Below are 18679 nucleotides of genomic sequence, written 5' to 3'. Positions count from 1 at the left end.
GGCGGCCCGCGCCGGCCCGACGATGGTGACGCATCTCACGGGACCGCCCGAGGCGGGTGCCGGCGCGCCGGCTGCGGGAACGTCAGCATGATCGGCCGACGTGCCGCCGCCCGTCCACAGGCGTCCCGTTCACCCGGACGCGATCAGTGCGTTCCGTTAGCGTCACCGATGTGTCGTACACGTTCGAACCAGGTCTCACGCGCCAGGACCCCGCGCGCCTGCACGTGCTACCCGGCGCGCCGTACCCGCTCGGTGTGCTGCCCGACGCCGGCGGGGTCAACGTCGCCGTGGTCGCGCCGGGCGCCGATGCCGTCGAGTTCTGCCTGCTCGACTCGGACTCGCCGCTGGGCGAGGGCGGCCCCGGCCGCGGCGAGACCCGGTACCGGCTGCCCGAGCGGTGCGGCGGCGTCTGGCACGGCTACGTCCCCGGCGTGCGTCCCGGGCAGCGCTACGGCCTGCGCACCCACGGGCCGTACGACCCGGAGCGCGGCCTGCGCTACAACCCGGCGAAGCTGCTGCTCGACCCGTACGCCCGGCGGGTGACGGGCACGCTGACGCCGAACCCTGCGATCTTCGGATACGCGGACGGCGACCCCTACGGCCACGCGGCCGACGGCCAGGACTCGACGCCCTTCGTCCCGGTCGGGGTGGTCACGGCCCTCCCGAGCACGGCCACCGGGCGCTCCCCCGCGCCAGGCCGGCGCGGCGGGATCGGCGGCCTCCCGGCGGCGGACCCGACCGCCAACCGGCCCGGCACACCGTGGCGGGACACCGTGATCTACGAGCTGCACGTCCGGGGCTTCACCAAGCTGCACCCGGCGCTGCCGCCCGCCCTGCGCGGCACCTACGCCGGCCTCGCCCACCCCGCCGTCCTCGACCACCTGACCGGTCTCGGGATCACCGCCGTCGAGCTGCTCCCGGTACACGCCCACGTCTCGGAACCGATACTGGCCGAACGCGGGCTGACCAACTTCTGGGGCTACAACACCGTCGGCTTCTTCGCCCCGCACCCCGGCTACGCGGCCACCGACGACCCGGTCACCGAGTTCCGCGCGATGGTGGCCGCGCTGCACGACGCCGGCATCGAGGTGCTGCTCGACGTCGTCTACAACCACACCGCCGAGCAGGACGAGCGCGGCCCGACGCTGTCGATGCGCGGCCTGGACAACACCGTCTACTACCGGCTGGAGCCCACCGACCCGCGGCGCTACCGCGACGTCACCGGCTGCGGCAACACCCTGAACGTCACCTCGCCGCACGTCGCGCGGCTGGTCTGCGACTCGCTGCGCTACTGGGTCACCGAGATGGGCGTCGACGGCTTCCGCTTCGACCTCGCGGCGGCGCTCGCCCGCAACCCCGACGGCTTCGACCCGGACGCCCCGCTGCTGACCGCGATCGGGCAGGACCCGGTGCTCGCCCAGGCGAAGCTGATCGCCGAGCCGTGGGACGTCGGCTGGGGCGGCTACCAGGTCGGCGCGTTCCCCGCGCCCTGGGCGGAGTGGAACGACCGGTTCCGCGCGACCGTGCGCGAGACCTGGAGCGGGCGGGCGACCAGCGCCGCCGATCTCGGTTACCGCATCACCGCGTCGTCCGACCTGTTCGACCATGGCGGGCGCCCGCCGTGCTCGTCGGTCAACTTCGTCACCGCGCACGACGGCTTCACGCTGGCCGACCTGGTCTCCTATGAGCACAAGCACAACGAGGCGAACCTGGAGGACAACCGGGACGGCGACAACAACAACCGGTCCCGTAACCACGGCGTGGAGGGGCCGACCGACGACCCGGTCGTGCTGGAGCGCCGCCGACGGGTGCGCCGGGCGATGCTCGCGACGCTGCTGCTGTCCGCCGGGGTGCCGATGATGGTCGCGGGCGACGAGCTCGGCCGCTCGCAGGGCGGCAACAACAACGCCTACTGCCAGGACAACCCCGTCTCCTGGCTCGCCTGGCCGACGGCGCGGTCTGGCGGGCGGCCCGGCCGATTCGGCGGCGGCTGGTGGCCACGGCGCGCGGAGCGGGCCTCCGGCGCGGACAGCACGAACGGCGCGAACGACTCGAACGGCGGCGGGGAAGGCGCCGACAGCGGGCCGGGCAACGGGAACGACGGTGCTGGTCCCAGGGGTGCCAGCGCCGGCCCGCTGGCGTTGGAGGCACCGGCGCCCGACCCGGCCGGTGAGGACCAGGGCCTGCCCGAGCTGGTCTCCTGCCTGCTGGCGCTACGCCGGGCGTCACCCGCGCTGTGTCGAGGGCAGTTCTTCCACGGCGGCCAGTCCAGTGACACGCACCGCGCCGACATGACCTGGTTCCTCGCCGACGGCACCCAGATGTCCGACGCCGACTGGAACGCGCCCAATCCGGCCACCGTCGTCGCGTTCATCGCCGGCGACAGCCTCACCTGGCTCGGCCCGGACGGAACACCGGCAACCGGCGACAGCCTGCTGCTCATCCTGCATTCCGGCGAGGAGGACGTCGACGTCCACCTCCCCGGCGCCCCCTGGGCGTCCCGCTACGACCTCATCCTCGACAGCGCCGCCACCGACCTGACCGGCCTGCGCACCGCCGTCGAGGATCCCCGCTGGCCCCTGGCCACCTACTCCGCCGGGGGGACCCTGCGCGCGAGCTGGTCCTCCGTCGTCGTCCTACGCGCCCACCGCTGACGGATCGGGCGGCGGCGTCTCGTCGATCCCCAGGCGCCGCGCGCCGTTGGCGAAAGCAGCGTTTCCCCGCCCGCTCCACCACAGCGGCCGAACTCCTGAAGGTCAGCCGCGGAGCACCGGTTCCGCCTCCGGGAGGCGGCGGATGGCCGGAACGTGACCGTCGAGCTCGCCGGCCTCGAAGCGGACACCGTTCATGAGCCACCAGAACGCGCCGTCGCTCGTGGGGCCGGCGAGCAGGTACGAGCCGTCAGCCAGCAGGGCCGCCCATCCCTCCGGCAGGCCGACCAGCGTCGCCAGGACGCGCCCGTCCGCGGCGTCCCACAGCCGGATCGTCCCGTCGTCCCCCGCGGAGACGACGCGGGTGCCGCCGGGGCAGAAGGCGACCGACCCCACCGAGCCGGTGTGCCCGGACAGCTGGCGCAGTTCCCGCCCGTCCGCCGCGTCCCACAGCCGCACCGTACCGTCGCTCCCGGCGGTCGCGAGGCGGATGCCGTCCGGCGAGAACGCCAGCGCGCGCACCCTCGAATCGTCCCGGCCCGGGAGGGTGCGCAACGCCCGGCCACGCGCCGTGTCCCACAGCCGCACGGTCCCGTTGTCGCCCGCGGCGGCGAGGCGAGCTCCGTCCGGCGAGAACGCCAACGCCCATACCGGCCACTCGAAGCCTTTGAGCCTCCGCAGCAGCCGACCGCTCGCCACCTCCCACAGCCGCGCCTTCCCATCGCTGCACCCGGCGGCGAGGCGGGTGCCGTCCGGCGAGAACGCCACGTCCCACACACTGAAATCGCCGCGGCTCACGAGCGTCCGCAGCAGCCGACCGCTCGCCACGTCCCACAGCCGCGCCGTCGCGTCGGACCCGTTCGTGGCGACGCAGGCGCCGTCCGGCGAGAACGCGAGCGTGCCGACCCCGCCGGGGCCACCGTCGAGGTGGTACCGCTCCCGGCCGCTCGCCGTGTCCCAGACGCGCATCGTGCCGTCGGATCCGGCGGAGGCGGCCAGGGTCCCGTCGGAGGACAACGCCGCGTCGCGCACGGCGCCTGTGTGGCCGGCCAGCCGATGTAGCTGATGCCCGCTGGCGAGGTCCCACAGCCGCACGGTGCCGTCGTCCCCGGCGGCGATGAGGCGGTCGCCGCGCGGGAAGAGCGACACCGCCAGGACTGCGCCGTTGTGAGGGGTGAACGTACGCAGTAGTCGGCCGGTGGCCACCTCCCACAGCCGAGCCGTCCCGTCGTCCCCGACGGTCGCGATCGTCATGCCGTCCGGCGAGAACGCCACGGCGGACGTCTCCTCGGACTGGGTCGCGAGCTCGCGGATCTCTCGTCCGCCGGCCGCGTCCCACAGCCGAGCCGTCCCGTCCTCGTCTCCGGCGGACGCGAGGAGGGTGCCATCCGGCGAGAACGCGACAGCGGTGACGCCGGAGGGGTGGCCCGTCAGCCGGCGGACCTCGCGGCCGCTTGCGACCTCCCACAGCCGAACCGTCCCCTCGTCCCCTCCGGTGACGATCTGGGCGCCGTCCGGCGAGAACGCGACCGACCGCACCGCGAAGCCGCCGTCACCGAGCACGTGCAGCCGCCGCCCGTCGGCCGTCTTCCACAGCCGCGCCGTCCCGTCGTACCCGGCGGCCGCGACCACGGCCCCGTCCGGCGAGAACGCGACCGACACCACCGAGCCGGTGTGGCCGGTGAGCTCATGCGCCTGCCACCCGCTGACGACCTCCCACAGCCGCGCCGTGCCGTCGTCGCCGGCGGAGGCGAGACGGGTGCCATCCGGCGAGAACACCACCGCCTGCACGGATCGCCGGTGACCGGTGAACCGGCGGATCTCGCGCCCGCTGGTCACGTCCCGCAGGCTGACCGTCGCGTCGGGCCCCGCCACGGCGACCAGCGCACCGTCCGGCGAGAACGCCACCCCACACGCGAGGGAGTCGTCGCAGACGAGCTGGCTCAGTTCCCGCCCGCTGGCCACATCCCACAGCTGTGCCGCCCCGCCACCGGAGGTGGCGAGCACGGCGCCATCCGGGGAGAAGACGACCGTCTCCAGCATCGCGGGTGCCCCCGCAGTGACGAGCCGGATCTGGTCGCGGCCGGCGACCGCCGCGTCGGCCAGCTCGCGGCTGACCAGCATGGCCGGGTCGAGCGTGCACGACAGCAGCGCCGCCCGGCGGAGCCGCGCCCCGGTGAGCGACGCCCCCGTCAGGTCGGTGTGGATCAGCCGCGCCCCGCTCAGGTCCGCTCCGGTCAGGTCCGCGCGGGCGAGAGAGACGCGGTCGAGCACCGCGCCGGCCAGGACTGCCCCGCGCAGGGTGGCCCCGGCGAGCGTCGTGTGGATCAGCCGCGCGTCCCGCAGGTCCGCGCCGGTCCAGTCGACACCGGCGAGATCCCGCCCGAACAGCTCAGCACCTTGCATATCCACGTCATCGCCCCTTGTGACGTCCCAGCCACCGTGCGGGAATTCTCGACGCGGATCTCGGGCATGCGCAGTCGTGGAGATGACGCCGCGTCCGGACGAGCGGTGTCCGCCGCACGACGGGCAGTGCCCGATCCGGCGGGCACCCCGCGGAAACGACCGTGCCCGGGCCGACATGGTCGGCCCGGGCACGGGAACGTGACTCGGCGGTCAGGTGGCGGTGATCAAGGAGTGGTGATCAGGCCGACCTCGGCGGAGCTGGCGAGGAGGGGGTGGGCGGGCAGGACGTTGACGGTGTAGCCGAACGGGCCGGTGCGCGAGAGCGGGATGGTGCCCTCGAAGCGGTGGCCGCCGCCCTCGGCGTCGCCGGCGGGGTGCAGGTCGAGCGTCGCCGGGTCGAGCAGCCGGTCGGTCTCGTCGACGCGGCCGTAGGACGCCCGCACGACGACGTCGGACGCCGCCAGCTGGCCGAGCTCGACCGTGGCGCGCACGACGAGCTCCTGGCCGACCTGCGGGGTGTCGCCGAGGCCGGTCGAGTCGACGTTGACGACCCGCACGCCCGACCAGGCCGAGCGCACCTTCGCCTTCCAGCCCGACAGGCCCCTGGCGCCGCCGAAACCGTCGGCCGCCGCCGCTCGCGCGGACACCCCGGCGGGGACGTAGTACTTCTCGACGTACTCCTGGACCATCCGGGTCGCGAGCACCTTCGGCCCAAGGGTCGACAGGGTGTGGCGCACCATGGCGGTCCAGCGGCGCGGCACGCCGTCCGCGCGGTCGTAGAACCGGGCGGCGACGGCGTTCTCCAGCAGGTCGTACAGCGCGGCCGACTCGATGCTGTCGCGCCGGTCCGGGTCCTCGACGCCGTCGGCGGTCGGGATCGCCCAGCCGTTCTGGCCGTCGAACATCTCGTCCCACCAGCCGTCCCGGATGGACAGGTTCAGGCCGCCGTTGAGCGCCGACTTCATCCCGGACGTGCCGCAGGCCTCCAGCGGGCGCAGCGGGTTGTTCAGCCACACGTCACAGCCCGAGTAGAGGTAGCGGGCCATGCCGATGTCGTAGTCCGGCAGGAAGACGATCCGGCGGCGCACGGCCGGGTCGTCGGTGAACTGGACGATCTGCTGGACGAGCTGCTTGCCGCCGTCGTCGGCCGGGTGGGCCTTGCCCGCGATGACCATCTGGATCGGCCGCTCGGCGTGCAGCAGCAGCCGGGTGAGCCGGTCGCGGTCGTGCAGCATGAGCGTGAGCCGCTTGTAGGACGGCACCCGGCGGGCGAAGCCGATGGTCAGGATGTCCGGGTCGAAGACGTTGTCCACCCAGTCGAGCTCGCCGGCGGCGGCGCCGCGGGCGAGCCACGAGGCACGCAGCCGGCGGCGCACCTCGGCGACCAGCCCCTCGCGCAGCTCCCGGCGCGTCGACCACAGCACCTCGTCGGAGATCTTGTCGATCTTCGCGAAGCCCTGGCCGTCCGGGGAGAGCAGCGGCGGCTCCGAGTCGCGGTCGGCCAGCTCGATGAGCGTCCGCGAGACCCAGGTCGGCGCGTGCACGCCGTTGGTGACCGAGCCGATCGGCACGGCGGCCGGGTCGAACCCGGACCACAGGCCGTTGAACATCTCCCGGCTGACGATGCCGTGCAGCGCGCTCACGCCGTTGGAGCGCTGCGCGAGGCGCAGGCCCATGTGCGCCATGTTGAACATGTTCGGGTCGGGCTCGGCGCCCAGCGCGAGCACCCGCTCGACGGGCACGCCGTCCCAGGCGTTGTCGCCGCCGAAGTGCCGGGCGACCATGTCCTTCGGGAACCGGTCGATGCCAGCCGGGACCGGCGTGTGCGTCGTGAAGAGCGTGCCCGCGCGGGTGGCCTCCAGGGCCTCGTCGAAGCTCAGCCCGCCGGCGGCCAGCTCGCGGATCCGCTCCAGCCCCAGGAAGCCCGCGTGGCCCTCGTTGGTGTGGTAGACGTCGGGCGTCGGCGCGCCGGTGACCTCGGAGAACACCCGCAGCGCCCGGACCCCACCGATGCCGAGCAGCATCTCCTGCAGCAGCCGGTGGTCGGTGCCACCGCCGTAGAGCCGGTCGGTGACGCCCCGCTCGGCTGGCTGGTTGTCCTCGACGTCCGAGTCGAGCAGCAGCAGCGGGACCCGGCCGACCTGCGCCTTCCAGATCTGGGCGTGCAGGGTGCGGCCCTCGGGCAGCCCGACGGCCACCTTCTGCGGGACGCCGTCGGCGTCGGTGAGCTGGGTGAGCGGCAGGCCGTGCGGGTCGATGCCCGGGTAGCGCTCCTGCTGCCAGCCGTCCCGGGACAACGACTGGACGAAGTAGCCGGCGCGGTAGAGCAGCCCGACGCCGATGATCGGCACGCCGAGGTCGCTCGCGGTCTTGAGGTGGTCGCCGGCGAGGATGCCCAGGCCGCCGGAGTACTGCGGCAGCACCTCGGTGATGCCGAACTCCGGCGAGAAGTAACCGATCGCCGACGGGGCGCCGGGAAGATTCCGCTCCTGGTACCACAGCCGAGCGTTCAGGTACTCCTGAAGCTCGTCGAAGGCGTCGGTGAGCCGGCGCAGGAAGCGGCGGTCACCGGCGAGCGCGACCAGTCGGCCGTGGTCGACCTCGCCGAGCAGGCGGACCGGGTCACCCTTCGTAGCCCGCCATAGCTCGGGATCAACAGACTCGAAAAGGTCAAGCGTCTCCGGGTGCCACGACCAGCGGAGGTTCATGACAAGGTCGGCGAGCGGAGCCAGCTGCTCGGGAAGCTGCGCGCGGACGGTGAACCGTCGGAGTGCTCTCACGAAGACGTCAGCCTAGACAGTGCTCGTGAACTGGCCACGCCCGGGTCTCACCCTTGGGTTACCAACAAGAAAACCCTTCGACATCACGGGTGAAATGGGACACCGATGCTCCGATAGTGCCCCATTCCAGACCGTGTTGACATTTACACCTTCGAGCCATCGCGCGGCACCGCCGGCCCGTCGCCGCTCGCGGCGACGCGTGTCAGCGGCGGAGCGGGGGCGCGGCGGGGAGCGGGCCGAGGCGCCGCTCGCCTCGACCCGCTCCCGTCCTACTTCTCGTCCGCGTCGGCCTCGGCGACCTTCGTCGCGAGGGCCGCCATCACGGCGGGGTCACGCAGCGTCGTCACGTCACCGAGCGCACGGCCCTCCGCGACGTCCCGGAGGAGCCGACGCATGATCTTTCCGGACCGGGTCTTCGGCAGGTCGTCGGCCCAGATGATCCGCTTCGGCCGGGCGAGCTTGCCGATCCGGGTGGCGACGTGGTCACGCAGCTCGGCGACCATGGCGTCGTCGCCGACCCGGTCGCCGGCGAGCGTCACGAACGCCACGATCGCCTGGCCGGTCTGCTCGTCGGCCTGGGCGACGACCGCCGACTCGGCGACCGCCTCGTGCGCCACGATCGCCGACTCGACCTCGGCGGTGGACAGCCGGTGCCCGGAGACGTTGATGACGTCGTCGATCCGGCCGATGATCCAGAAATAGCCGTCCTGGTCGAGCCGAGCCGCGTCGCCGACGAGGTAGACGGTCGGGCCGAACCGGGAGAAGTACGTCTCGACGAATCGCTCGTCGTCCTTGTAGAGGGTGCGCAGCATCGACGGCCACGGTTTGGTGACGACCAGGACCCCGGTGCCCTCGGAGATGGGCCGGCCGTCCTCGGACAGCAACGCCGGGCTGTAGCCGGGCAGCGGCCTGGTCGCGGAGCCCGGCTTCGTCGGGGTGACGCCCGGGACCGGGGAGATCATGATGGCGCCTGTCTCGGTCTGCCACCACGTGTCGACGACCGGGCAGCGCCCGCCACCGATCACCTTGTGATACCAGAGCCACGCCTTCGGGTTGATCGGCTCGCCGACGGTGCCGAGCAGGCGCAGCGAGCTCAGGTCGTGCCGGTCGGGGTACTCGGCGCCCCATTTCATGCACGCGCGGATCGCGGTCGGCGCCGTATAGAAGACGGTCACCTTGTATTCGTCGATCAGCTTCCACCAGACATCGAAGTCCGGGTAGTCCGGCGCGCCCTCATACATCACGCTGGTAGCGCCGTTCGACAGCGGGCCGTAGACGATGTAGGAGTGGCCGGTGATCCAGCCGACGTCGGCGGAGCACCAGTAGATCTCGGTCGCCGGGTCGATGTCGAAGACCGTGCGGTACGTGTAGGTCGCGCCGAGCAGGTAGCCGGCCGTGCTGTGCAGGATGCCCTTCGGCTTCGCCGTCGAGCCCGAGCTGTAGAGGATGAACAACGGCGCCTCGGCCGGCATCGGCTCCGGCGGGCAGACCGGGTCCGCCGCGGCGACCAGCTCCTCATACCAGACGTCCCGGCCGGGCGTCATCGGCGCGCGCTCGCCACCGAGGCCCGCCGCGCCCACCGCCTCCACGACGATGATGTGCTCCAGGCTCGCCAGGTCGCCCATCTCCGCGTCGACGCCCGCCTTCACCGGCGCGGTGCGGCCCTTGCGGCGCGCGCCGTCGACGGTGATGAGCACCTTCGCGTCGGAGACCTCCATCCGCTCCTTCACCGCCGACGGGGCGAACCCGCCGAAGACGACGTTGTGCACCGCGCCGATCCGGGCGCAGGCGAGCATCGCCGCGGCGACCTGCGGGATCATCGGCAGGAAGATGCCGACGACGTCGCCCCGGCCGACGCCGAGCGAGCGCAGCCCGTTCGCGACCCGCTGCGTCTCGTCGAGCAGGTCGGCGTAGGTGATCGCGCGCCGCTCGCCCTCCTCGCCGGCCCAGTGGAACGCGACCCGGCCGCCGTGGCCCGCGGCGACGTGCCGGTCCAGGCAGTTCGCCGAGACGTTGAGCTCCCCGTCCTCGAACCACTTGTAGAACGGCGGGTTCGTGTCGTCGAGGACCTCGGTGAACGGCCGGTCCCAGTTCAGCAGCTCGCGCGCCTTGGTGGCCCAGAAGGCGACCGGGTCATCCGCGGCGGCGGCCACGTCGGCGCCGACCGGATGGCGACGGGTGAAGCCGGCCGGCGGATCGAAGTTCTCCACCGCGAGCAGCCGCTCCAGCTCCGCCTCGAGCGTGCCCGCGACCCTCGCCGGCCTGGTGTCGGTCTCGTCGGTGGTGCTCACGCGTCCTCCTACGTCGTCGAGGGAGTCGGACCGCCCGTTCCGGCCCGGTCCGTCTCTACCACGGCGGTGAACGTCGCGTCGATCGCCAGTGCGCCGGGCGGCACGGGCCAGGCGGCCAGCGGCACAGGTCCGGTCGACGGCGGACCAACACGGTGCCAGGCGGTACCACCCGCGCGGCAAGCGGTCATGGCTGGGGCACGGGTAGGGCGGGGAGACCGTCGACGAGGCCAGCGAGGTGGGCGAGCAGCTCCTCGCCGGCGAGGAGACCGGGCGCCGCCGTGACGTGCAGGTTGGGGGCGGTCCAGTCGCGGTCGTGGAGCTCGCCGTGGGCGGGGCGGACGGCGGTGTCGGCCGCGAGCAGCATCGGGGCGTCCAGCAGCGAGTCGCCGGCGGCGGCGACCCGGTCGGCGCCGGCGCGGCGGGCCACCTCGGCGAGCGCGGCCTGCTTGGTGAGCGCGGCCGGGACGAGGTAGACCTTGCGGCCCTGCACGGAGACGGTCCAGCCTTCGGCCTCGACCTCGGCGGTCACCTCGGTGAGGTCGGGGATGCCGTCGCGGTCGTAGGCGACCAGGTAGACGAACACGTCGTCGGCGACCCTGGTCAGCCGGCACCAGCCACCGGTGGCGAGCCGCCCGGCGACGTCGAGCATCGCGGCGAGCGGCGCCCCGGCGCGCAGCCTCTCCGCCACCGTGGCGGCCCAGGCCGGGTCGGGTTCGCCGTCGACGAGCAGGTGACCGCCGTTCGCCGCGACGGCGTAGGCCGGCGCGACCCCGAGGTCGACCCGGCGGTACTGGCCGAGCGTGCGGGTCGTCACCGGCACCAGCACGGCGCGGCCGGCGAGCTCGGCGACGCTGGCGAACGCCGCCTCGGTCATGAACGCCGCCGGTTCGCCGTCGAGGTGCTCGACGGTGACCAGGGGCGGCTCGGCGGCGCCCTCGGGCAGCCGGAACGAGCGCCGCGAGAAGATCAGCGTCTGGTCGAGGTCGCACGCCACCAGCCACCGCGGCGCCGGCGCGGCCTCGCCGGCCGCGGCCTCCGGGAGCGTCACTGGCCAGCTTCGGTGGCCGGGCGGTACCGGGACTGCGGGGTGTGGAACTCCGGGGTCTCCCCGTCGGCGCGTACCGGGCGGACGAGGCCGACGCAGGAGAACGGCAGGCCGGGCATCTCCTCGACCGGCACCCCGCGCGCCTCGGCGAGGGCCAGCACGTGCGCGAGCTCGTCGGCCCGGCCCGGGGCGATCAGCACCCGCCACGGCACCCGGCGCAGCAGCACCCGGGTCGCCTCGCCGACGCCCGGCTTCACCATCGCCACGTCGGGGATGTCGTACCGCTGCGCGATCCGCTCGACGGCGGCCCAGCCCTCCCAGGTCGGCGTCCGGTCGCCGGCCCACAGCCGCGGCCAGGTCTCGGCGACCTCGTCGGCGACGTCGGCGAACCGGGCGACGACCGTCTCGACGAAGTGGCGGGACAGATCGTGCGGTTCCAGCTCGCGGTAGTACTTCGCGCCGTGGAAGTCGTCGGGGCCGATGTGCTCGGCGTTCAGCACCGTCCGGCTGACCAGCCCACTGACCGTGGAGTTCAGGCAGGCGCTGGGGATGAGGAAGTCGTCGCGGGTGCCGTAGAGCGGCACGCACCTGGCGGGGTCCGCGAGCACCGCCAGGGTGTCGTCGAGGCCTAGCGGGACGACTGTCTCGGTGAGCACCCGGGTCATCACGCCCTTGCCCGTCCAGCCGTCGACGAACTGCAGCGCGGCCGGGTCGTGGCGGTCGGTGAGGTGGCGGACCGCGTTGAGGTCGACCCCCCTGTCCTTGATCACCGAAATCGCGTAGTGCGGCACGTCGAGGCCGTAGCGGAAGGCGTACCAGCGGCGCATCAGGATGCCGATCGGCGTGCCGGCCCGGGCGATCGAGACCAGCACCGGCGCGGGCTTGGCGACCCGGACCAGCTCGGAGACCAGGCCGGCGGCGAGCGCCACCCGGGTCGCCGAGCGCTCCAGGGCCTGGCGGTAGAGCGCCAGGTAGCCCTCGTCCGGCTGGTACTCGACCGGCAGGTCCTCCGAGTAGTGCCGGCCGCGCTGCATGTCCTCCTCACGGTCCTCGGTGGGCCGCTCGAGGGCGACGGCGGAGAGGTCCTTGAGCAGGAACGTGACGTCCGCGGGGTGGTAGGAGCCGGAGCCGATCGTGCCGGGCAGGCCGGCGCCGGGCAGCGCGTCCGGTGGGACCGGGCCGGCCGCGGGCCAGCCGGCGGCGGGCGTCGTCGAGGTGCTGGCGGTCATCGGGCGGCCGCCGGTACGAAGGACGGCAGCGTGACGACGGTGACCGGCGCGCAGCGCCGCAGCGCCTCGACCAGGCCGGCGGGCCGTGCCGCCCCCTGCGCGCCGGCGCCGTCGTCGGTGCCGTCGTCGACGACCACGACGATGTCGTCGTAGCGGCCGGGCGCGACGTTGTAGACCTGGCTGACGCGGCCGGGGTCGTCCGGCGCCGGGAACTCCAGCGCGCACCGGATCGCGTAGCCGGGCACGTCGAGCGGGTGCACCGGTGAGCGGGTGGTCGACTGGTAGCGCACGTCGCCGCCGGTCGCCCGGCCGAGCGCCGCGGCAAGCCGCATCGGGGTGTACATGAGCTCCTCCGTCCCCAGCACGAGCGTCCGCCCGCCCGGCTCTGCCAGCCGGTCCGCGATCGCGGCGGCCACCTCTCCGACCGTCTGGTCGAGCAGTCCCCGATGGCGCGGCGCCCAGCCATGCCGCCCGCCGTCGGGCAGCTGGGCCGGCCAAGGCGGGCGCAGCCACGTCACCGGTCCTGGCGGGCCCGGCGGTGCCGCCGCGAGGTGTCCAGGCGCGTCACGCTCAGGCCCACCGCGTTCAGGCTCACCGCGCTCAGGCGCGCCATGGCGTTCGCGCAGCGCCCGGGCCCGGTCTGCCACGTCGGGCGGCACCGCGACGGTCGCGGACACGAGCGAGACCACGTCGACGGGCACGCCCAGCTCGGCCGCCAGCTCGTCGAAGCGCGCCCGCGCCGCCGCCGGCCGCGCGTCCAGCAGCGTGGCCACCGTGTAGGCGGGGCGCCAGGCGAGCGCGTGCATCGCCCGGATGGTGCCGAGCGCCGTGTTGCCGGTGGACAGCTCGTCGTCGACGAGCAGCAGCGGGCGGGGGTCGGTCAGCAGCCGCGGGTCGGCGGGCAGCAGCCAGTGGTGCACGGCGTGCGAGTGCGCCTCGGCGAGCTCCAGCTCGGAGCGCATCCCGGCGACCGCGCGGCGCGTGGTGTGCAGGTAGTCGGCGCCGGCGAAGCCGTCGGCCACCGCGTGCCCGAGGGCGGTCGCCGTCTCGCAGTAGCCGAGGACGAACGGCGCGTCGCCGGCGCGGCCGACGGCCGAGATGTCGCGCGCCCTGGCGGCGAGCGCGGCGGCGGCGCCGAGGGCGACCTCGGCCGGGACCGGCAGGTGCTTGCCGAGCACCCGGCTTACCAGCAGGTGCGCCCGGCGCGGGTTGCGCCGCAGCGCCAGGCCCACGACGGCGCGCAGCCCGGCGCCGGTGACGTCCTCGGTCACCTCGGCCGCGAGGCCCAGCGCCTCCCACAGCCAGCCGTCGTCGTCCCCGCCGCCCCCGGCCGGCAGCCACTCCTCCACGGGAGACCCGGCCGCCAGGTCGGCGGGTACCGGCGGCATCAAGCCGCGACCGTCTGGCTGGCCGCGAGCACGTCGACGAAGGTGTGACCCTCGCGAAGCACTCCGAAGGCGGCGGCGCGCCTGGTCACCGTCTGCGCCCAGATCCGGTGCGGGCGCAGCTCGTTCATCTTGTTCGCGTAACGGCTGGGCTGGACGCCGCCCGCATCGCCGGCGAGCACTATCTGCGCGTCCTCGTACTCCTCGTGGGTGACGACGTAGAGGGCGTGGACGGCGGAGACGTGACTGGGATGGATGACGGTCTTGCCGATCAGGCCGTTCGCCTTGTCCAGCACGACTTCCTTGATCAGGCGGTCGAGGTCGGCGGAGACGAGATCCTGGCGCAGCGCGGGGCCCTGGACGTCCGAGTCCGCGAGGTCCGCCGTGGCGAACGGGGTGACCCGCAGGGTGCTGAGGAACAGCCGCTCGGGCTGGGCGAAGTACTCCCAGACCGGCCCGGTGACGACGTGGTCACCACCGCGCGCGCAGACGTTGACGATGTCGGCGATGCAGTCCCGCACCACGGCTATGTCGTAGATGGTCAGGTCGCGGTCGCGGCGCAGCCCGTAGAGCCCGGACAGGTCGGTGGCGCCCAGCCGCACCGCCAGCACATGGTCGGCGTGCTTGTCGACGAGACGGCGCACCCCACGCAGCGTGTCCAGCCGGGTCTCCCGGTAGATGACCTCGGGGCTTTCCAGCACGGGCATGGCCCACAGGGGACGGCCGATCGTGTCGCCGGCCCGCAGCACCGCCTCGAGCGCCAGCTCGCCGCTGTCCTCGACGAACTTCGGCAGCACGAAGCCGGCGAGCACGTCCGCCGCCGCCGGTGAGAGCCCGGCCACCAGCGCGGGGATCTGCTCGGCCGCGCGCACCCGCACGAACAGCAGGCCGGAGTCGCCACCGACGCTCGGCGGCTCGTCGCCCAGCTCGTTGAGGGCGCGCACCACGTTGGCCTGCGCCGCCGCCACCTCGTGGTCGGCCACCGCGTCCTCGAGGCAGAGCACCATCGAGGCGACGCCGGCCGCCGCCTGCCGGCGCACGTCGTCCGCGAGCCGCGGCCGGGTCCCGGGGGCGTACAGCGTCGCGCCGAGCGCCGTCGCGACCATCCGGCGGTCGCCGTCCCGGGCGATCTCGGTCGGCGGCAGATGGAACAACGCACCACTGACCGCCGAGTCGAGGAAGGCGAAGTGTCGCACCGCAGCGGCTCCTTCTATCTCGACGGGCCTCGCCTCTGGGCGCGCGGCTCGGCGACTGCCCGCCGGGACGCGCTCACGCGCCGCCGGACCTGCGAGAACGTCCGACGCGTCGGACCGTACCTTCCAGAAGGGGTAGATCGCTGGGAAACGTCCTACTGACGCCTTTCAGACATTTGTCCGTAATGCCCACGTTCCATACCGGGCCGGTTCAACCGGTTACGGACCCGATCGGCATGCGCCCAGCCGCCCTCCGCCACAACACATCGATCATCAATGGCTACTTTCCGCGACGGCGCGATCCCGTCACAGCCCCCCGCGCCTCCGCCAGAACCCCGCGAGCCGGCCCGTCGCGGACGGGCCGGCTCGCGGAGCGGAACGGCGGCTAGACCCCGCCGTCCCAGAGCTTCTTGTACTCGGCGGCCGAGTTGGGGTTCTGCCCACCGTTCAGGATCGTGGAGCAGACGTTCCCCGGCATCGGGTCGTCGTAGTAGGACTCGTAGCCCATGACGTCCTTGTTCGCGACGAACGTCTCCCACATCTTCTTGATGTAGAGCGGGTTGTCGCCGCCGGGGTTACCGGAGCAGGACGTGACGCCCCACTCACCGACGGAGAGCTTCTTGCCGTGGTCCCTGGCCATCTTGGCCGCGTAGCAGAGCCCGTTCGGGTCGTTGCACTGCCGGTCGAACGTGGCCTCGTCGGGCGACGGCGGGAACATGTCGTACGGGTCGATCCCGATGTAGTCGACGTACTCGTCACCCGGGTAGGCCGGCCAGGGCGTGCCCCCGTTCGGGACCGGCGAGTTGTGCGCGTTGAAGGTCCAGTCGATCTTTATGTTCGGGTCGGTGGACCGGATCGCGGTGGCGACGTTCTGGAAGCACTTCACCCAGTTCGTCGGGTCGGCGTCGACGTGCCAGTACATGAAGTCGCCGTTGAACTCCCAGCCGATCCGCACGATCGAGTCGCCACGGTTGTGGTTCACCAGGAAGGTGCCGAACCGCTTCCACTGATCGTTGTAGGCCCCGGTCGCGCACTCCGCGTTGTTGCCGACCCCCTCCGGGTACAACGGCTGGCTGATCACCAGCTTGCCGGGGAAGTTGGCGAAGTCGTTGACCGGCCAGCTCGGCTCGACGATCGGGTCCCAACCCTGCTCACGGACCGTGAACACATGGGCGAGGTCGACCTGCCGGCCTCGCCAGCTGCCAAAGTCCAGGTAGGGCTGCATCTCGTTCGCCGGGTGGACGCCCGACATCCACGGAAGGCCGGACAGCTTGCCGGCGGTGTCCAGCTTGCTCGTGTCCGCCGGCGCCTGGGGGGCGGGAGCGGTCGATGGCGTGACCGTCGGAGCCGGCACCGGCTCACCCACGGCCAGCTGGCCGGTGGCCTTCCGCTCGCCCTGCGAGGCGGTCACCGACACGTTTCCGGCGAAGCCGGCCGGCACCTGGAACCCGAGCAGGAAACGACCCTCGCCGCCGGTCTTCATGGTGGCGGAGCCGCCGAGCTGGTCGGTGACGGCGTCGATCTTCACGTCTTGGGAGGGCAGGAAGCCCCGACCCCCGACGAGCACGATGTCGGTGTCGAACAGCACGATCGCCAGCGCCGGCACGCCGGGCACGGCGCTGCTCTGCCCGCCCTGGTCGAGCGGCGTCGCGGCCGCTGACGGCGTGGCCGCCGGCGTGGTCTCCGCCGGCGTGGTGGCCGCCGAGGCGGCCGTCACGCCGGGCACCAGCACCGCCAGCAACGCGACGGCGAACAGGCTCGCCAGCGCGGCGAGCGCGCGTCGGCGGGAGCGCCGCCGACGGTAGGGACGCCGGATGGGTCCGCCCGCCGACACGGCGGGCATGAAATCGACGGCTCGCTGAACCGGACGGCTCGCCGGAGGGGACGGGCGGCCGTTGTCTGCCAAGGCCATGCGGACGCGCTGCCTTTCGGTTGTGGCGGGCGAGTCGGCGACCGCGTGGGCCGGCCCGTCCTTCCGCCGTGGGCGTGAAGCATCCGGGAGGTGTCGGCGCACGTCGGGGGCGGCGGCGCGCGGCTCCGTCCCCTCCGGAGTGGCCGTAACGGCCCTCCCAAACGGCGCCCGCCACCGTGCCCTGGACGACGTGCCGAATACCGGCGCACCCTCGGATACACGGCATTACTTGATCAGATGCATGGTAATCGCCGCGCCGAGGCCAGCGACAGCGCCCACCGGGAAACACTTCCGGACATTCTGGGACGCCTGTCCGCATGTGCGTCGCGATTCCGACAAATAGGCGCCAACCGCCGCCAGAGAACGCCGCGCGACCTACATTCGATCTACCAGGACACAACGACTAGGCCGTTGGTACCCCCACTCAAGGAGCACGCCCGCCGACCGGCCCGCTGGTCGGCGGCCCCTGCCGGCGGGCTCTGCTGGCAGGGGACACGGACCAGCGGTCCTCGGCCAGCGGTCCTCGGCCAGCGCGTCGACGCTGACGCGGTGAAGGCCCTTAGCCCACCACGAGCGCGTCGTCCGCTGGATGCTCCACCACGACCGGGTCCTCCGTGCCGTCGGTCACAGGCAGCACCCTGATGCCCCAGGGCAACAGAGCACCGTCGAGACGGACCTCCATCGTCCGGGTGCCCCGCTCGGTCGACGGCGCGAGCCGGGCGAGCGCCTGACCCTCGGCGAGCTCGGCTGGCGGAAGGGTCCCGGGGCGGGCGACGAGCACCAGCTCGGGCACGGCGCCCCCGCTGCGGACCCTGACCCGCAGGACGCGCCGCCGCCAGCCGGCCCGCGCCACCGAGTAGGCGACCCAGGGCTCCCCCGAGCCGCCCTCGGGCGGCTCGTCGGCCAGATCGTCGTCCGCGTCCTCGTCGGGTTCCGCGGCCATCTCCACACCGTCGTCGAACTCGTCGCCGGGATGGCCGGCGGCCGGCGGCGCGGTGGCGGGGTCCGTGAGCTCGGCCGGCGGCGAGACGGCCAGATTGTCCTGGTACTCGCCGCGACTCGACGACCCGGCACCGTCACCTTGCTGGCCGTCCGGGCCGGCCGGGGCGAACAGGCCGCCGTGCATCGCCGGCAACGTCCACCCGGGCCGCGGGCCCGGCGCCGGGCCGTTCGCGGGCGGATGCCAGGCGGGCAGGGCGAGCGCCGGAAAGTGCCCGTCCAGGCCAGCCGTGTCCGCCGGAGCCGCGGGAATCCACGGCGGAAGGGTGGCCGGGCCCGCCGGGCCCTGAGCCGAGGCTGGCGGGCCCTGAGCCGGAGCTGGCGGGCTCGCCCAGCCCGCCGCGCCCGGCCACCCGCCCGCCTCGGGCGTTGACGAGGGCGGGGGCGACTGGGGCGACGGTGCCGGTGGCCGGGGGGGCTCCTGGCCGGGCTGGGTCTGTGCCCCCGGCCTCGGCACGACGGGTAGCCCGGCGCCCGCGGTCGGCGGGTTCACCATCGGCGGCAGCGGCCCGGGCGGGCGCCGCCGGGCCCCGCGACCCAGCCGGCCCCCCCCAGCCCGGGATGCGGAGCCGACCCCGGCCCCGCTCCCCACAGCGACACGGGCGGCGGCGGCCCGGGCAGAGGCGGACCCGGCATCCCCGCCGACGACATCGCGGCAGGCGGCGGCATGGACGGCGTCGCGGCCTGGGACGGCGCGGACGCCTGGAGCGGCGCGGGCGGCATCGGCGCGGACGGCGACCTCGGCGCCGCTCCCGAGGGTGACCCAAACTGCGCGCTGGCCGCCTGCT

The 18679-nt window shown here is 73.7% G+C and carries 10 protein-coding genes; 1 reads left to right on the top strand and 9 read right to left on the bottom strand.

Annotated elements, in window-relative coordinates:
- Nucleotides 1-170: 170 nt before the first annotated feature.
- Nucleotides 171-2654, top strand: a complete 2484-nt coding sequence (glgX, locus tag FRCN3DRAFT_RS43970) for a glycogen debranching protein GlgX (protein WP_051466229.1) — start codon at nucleotides 171-173, stop codon at nucleotides 2652-2654.
- 102 nt (nucleotides 2655-2756) lie between these two features.
- On the opposite strand, the gene FRCN3DRAFT_RS43965 is transcribed toward glgX, so the two are convergent.
- From FRCN3DRAFT_RS43965 to FRCN3DRAFT_RS0211270, 9 genes are all read right to left on the bottom strand, one after another.
- The gene (locus tag FRCN3DRAFT_RS43965) at nucleotides 2757-5057 is read right to left on the bottom strand and encodes a WD40 domain-containing protein (RefSeq protein ID WP_051466228.1); all 2301 of its coding nucleotides are present in this window, start codon (nucleotides 5055-5057) and stop codon (nucleotides 2757-2759) included.
- Between the two features lie 224 nt (nucleotides 5058-5281).
- Nucleotides 5282-7837 (bottom strand): alpha-glucan family phosphorylase, encoded by a 2556-nt coding sequence (glgP, locus tag FRCN3DRAFT_RS0211310; RefSeq protein ID WP_007517929.1) that lies wholly within the window; start codon nucleotides 7835-7837, stop codon nucleotides 5282-5284.
- A 269-nt stretch (nucleotides 7838-8106) separates the two neighbouring features.
- The gene (gene acs / locus FRCN3DRAFT_RS0211305; RefSeq protein ID WP_007517930.1) at nucleotides 8107-10128 is read right to left on the bottom strand and encodes an acetate--CoA ligase; all 2022 of its coding nucleotides are present in this window, start codon (nucleotides 10126-10128) and stop codon (nucleotides 8107-8109) included.
- Nucleotides 10129-10312: 184 nt separating this feature from the next.
- Nucleotides 10313-11176, bottom strand: a complete 864-nt coding sequence (locus tag FRCN3DRAFT_RS43955; protein WP_007517931.1) for an HAD family hydrolase — start codon at nucleotides 11174-11176, stop codon at nucleotides 10313-10315.
- A complete protein-coding gene (locus tag FRCN3DRAFT_RS0211290) occupies nucleotides 11173-12402 on the bottom strand; it encodes a cysteine protease StiP family protein (protein WP_007517932.1) in 1230 nt (409 codons plus the stop codon). The genes FRCN3DRAFT_RS43955 and FRCN3DRAFT_RS0211290 overlap by 4 nt, the downstream gene beginning before the upstream one ends.
- The gene (locus tag FRCN3DRAFT_RS0211285; protein WP_007517933.1) at nucleotides 12399-13790 is read right to left on the bottom strand and encodes a phosphoribosyltransferase family protein; all 1392 of its coding nucleotides are present in this window, start codon (nucleotides 13788-13790) and stop codon (nucleotides 12399-12401) included. The genes FRCN3DRAFT_RS0211290 and FRCN3DRAFT_RS0211285 overlap by 4 nt, the downstream gene beginning before the upstream one ends.
- The gene (locus FRCN3DRAFT_RS0211280) at nucleotides 13790-14983 is read right to left on the bottom strand and encodes an HpcH/HpaI aldolase/citrate lyase family protein (protein WP_007517934.1); all 1194 of its coding nucleotides are present in this window, start codon (nucleotides 14981-14983) and stop codon (nucleotides 13790-13792) included. Before FRCN3DRAFT_RS0211280 ends, FRCN3DRAFT_RS0211285 begins: the two co-directional genes overlap by 1 nt.
- A 382-nt stretch (nucleotides 14984-15365) precedes the next feature.
- A complete protein-coding gene (locus FRCN3DRAFT_RS43950) occupies nucleotides 15366-16814 on the bottom strand; it encodes a glycoside hydrolase family 26 protein (protein ID WP_425343321.1) in 1449 nt (482 codons plus the stop codon).
- A gap of 637 nt (nucleotides 16815-17451) precedes the next feature.
- Nucleotides 17452-18018, bottom strand: coding sequence for a hypothetical protein (locus FRCN3DRAFT_RS0211270; RefSeq protein ID WP_007517936.1), 567 nt, complete (start codon nucleotides 18016-18018; stop codon nucleotides 17452-17454).
- Nucleotides 18019-18679 lie beyond the last annotated feature (661 nt).

It is taken from the genome of Pseudofrankia saprophytica, from assembly GCF_000235425.2.
GTDB classification, from domain to species: Bacteria; Actinomycetota; Actinomycetes; order Frankiales; family Frankiaceae; genus Pseudofrankia; species Pseudofrankia saprophytica.
The sequence above is the reverse complement of the archived record's forward strand: the minus strand, read 5'-3'. Positions and strand labels throughout refer to the sequence as shown.

Excerpts from the sequence above, each read along its gene's own strand:
- FRCN3DRAFT_RS43965 (WP_051466228.1), bottom strand. The coding sequence starts at position 5,057 with ATGCAAGGTGCTGAGCTGTTCGGGCGGGATCTCGCCGGTGTCGACTGG.
- FRCN3DRAFT_RS0211290 (WP_007517932.1), bottom strand. The coding sequence starts at position 12,402 with ATGACCGCCAGCACCTCGACGACGCCCGCCGCCGGCTGGCCCGCGGCC.
- FRCN3DRAFT_RS0211285 (WP_007517933.1), bottom strand. The coding sequence starts at position 13,790 with ATGCCGCCGGTACCCGCCGACCTGGCGGCCGGGTCTCCCGTGGAGGAG.
- FRCN3DRAFT_RS0211270 (WP_007517936.1), bottom strand. The coding sequence starts at position 18,018 with ATGCACGGCGGCCTGTTCGCCCCGGCCGGCCCGGACGGCCAGCAAGGT.